The 2031-nt window shown below is 46.5% G+C and carries 3 protein-coding genes; all 3 read right to left on the bottom strand.

Annotated features, from left to right (window positions below; genetic code table 11):
• A partial coding sequence (locus R7D93_RS25115; protein ID WP_318129540.1) for a DegT/DnrJ/EryC1/StrS family aminotransferase occupies positions 1–1069 on the bottom strand: 1069 nt, incomplete at its 3' end.
• Positions 1062–1532, bottom strand: a complete 471-nt coding sequence (locus R7D93_RS25110; protein ID WP_053306497.1) for an acyltransferase — start codon at positions 1530–1532, stop codon at positions 1062–1064. The genes R7D93_RS25115 and R7D93_RS25110, both read right to left, overlap by 8 nt.
• Complete coding sequence (locus R7D93_RS25105; RefSeq protein WP_053306496.1) at positions 1510–1929, bottom strand: sugar 3,4-ketoisomerase; 420 nt, start codon at positions 1927–1929, stop codon at positions 1510–1512. The genes R7D93_RS25110 and R7D93_RS25105 overlap by 23 nt, the downstream gene beginning before the upstream one ends.
• Between the last annotated feature and the right edge of the window lie 102 nt (positions 1930–2031).

Raw genomic sequence — 2031 nt, 5'->3', positions numbered from 1 at the left:
CACTTCTCTCTTGTTCACTCAAGTAAGGCGACATCGGTAATGACAGCACTTCATTTTGCAACTGCTCCGTCAACGGCAATGACAGATGACTGAACTCTTTGTAAGCCTGCTGTTTATGCGGCGCTATCGGATAATGCACTTGTGTCTGAATACCATGCTCTGATAAATGCTTAACTAGCGCATCTCGGTGTGAACTGCGCACCACAAACAAATGCCATACATGTGCCTCAGGCTCAGCTACTTCCGGCAAGATAATATTCGGGTTGTTGATTTCGCGTAAGTAAAATGCCGCCAGCTCCTGACGCGCTTTCGTCTGCGCTGGAAGGTAGTTCAGTTTCACTGACAACATCGCCGACTGAATTTCATCCAAACGACTGTTCAGACCTTGATAAAGATTCTGGTATTTAACATGAGACCCGTAGTTACGAAGGGCACGCAAGGTTTCTGCCAGCTCATCATCGCTAGTCGTAATAGCGCCACCATCACCTAACGCACCTAGGTTTTTCCCCGGATAAAAGCTAAAACCTGAGGCATCCCCCCAGGCGCCAGATTTCTTACCAGCAAGTGTCGCACCATGAGACTGAGCGCTGTCTTCCAACACGAGAAGATTGTGTTTTGTCGCCAACGCCATAATCGCTGGCATATCGGCTAACTGACCATACAGGTGCACCGGCAAAATCACTTTGGTCTTTTTTGTAATCGCCGCTTCAATCGCTTCAGGACTGATATTGTGCGTCTGCTCATTCGGCTCCACAAACACCGGTACCAAGTCCGCTTCGGTGACGGCCAGTACCGATGCGATATAAGTATTACCCGGTACGATAACTTCATCACCCTTGTTGATTTTGCCTAGCTCTCGCCAAGCCTTTAACGTCAGTGTTAAAGCATCTAAGCCATTCGCAACGCCTATACAGTGTTTAACTCCACAGTAGTCAGCAAATGCTTGTTCAAACTGTTCCGTTTCCTTGCCAAGGATATACCAGCCAGATTCAATTACGCGTGCACAGGCTTGTTTCAATTCGTCTTCGTACTCGGCATTTAAGCGCTTTAGCTCTAAAAAATTAACCATTATTTTTCTCTACATAACGTACTATCTTGGCTGGGCTTCCAACCACAACCGCATAGTCTGGCACTGAACGGGTGACCACACTGCCTGCACCAACCATCGCATTTTTTCCGATGGTTATGCCTGGCAAAATCGTGGCATTGGCGCCGATGGAGGCGCCTGACAGGATTTTTGTTTTCGGGAAAGCTTCTGGCCACACTTTTGAACGCGGGAACTTGTCGTTCGTAAAAGCAGCTGCCGGGCCAATGAACACATCATCTTCAATTTCAATGCCATCCCAGAGGTAAACGCCGCACTTTACGGTGACTCTATCTCCTAGGACCACATCATTCTCGATGAAGGTATGCGCGCAGATATTACAGTCACGACCGATTTTAGCCCCAGCAAGGACCACGGCAAATTGCCAAATAGACGTCCCCTCGCCAATCGTCGATGAAGCAACATTACTGAGTGCATGAATTCGCATGGGCTACCTCTTTAAGAAATGTGTCATAGTCACGGATATAATCGGCTTCATCATACAATTCACTAGCGACAACCATCAGTACACAATCTTCAGAAAAGTCGTGCATCTCACGCCATTTTAAGCCTTTGATATGCAGTCCTACATCGGGAGAAGAAAGCGTCACTGTCTCTTTCGTGGTGCCATCATCAATGACGAAAGTTACGCTACCTTTCATGCAGATAGCGACTTGCTCTAAGTCGTAATGTGCATGAAAGCCCCTCGCTAAACCGCTTTGTGTATCAAAGATGTAGTAAATACGTTTGATATCAAAAGGAATGTTTTTGTGTTGCTCTAACGAGATTAATGAGCCTCGCTCATCACCCATTTTCTGAAAAGATATTAGCGGTATATTCGACATTTATTCTTCCAATAACTCTAGAAGATAGCGGCCATAATCGTTTTTAGATAAGGCTTTTCCTGCGGCTTGAATGTGCTCTCGCGTTAACCAGCCTCGGCGATA

Source organism: Vibrio sp. YT-15 (assembly GCF_033337445.1).
Lineage (GTDB): Bacteria > Pseudomonadota > Gammaproteobacteria > Enterobacterales > Vibrionaceae > Vibrio > Vibrio alginolyticus.
This window is presented reverse-complemented; position numbering and strand designations above follow the sequence as displayed.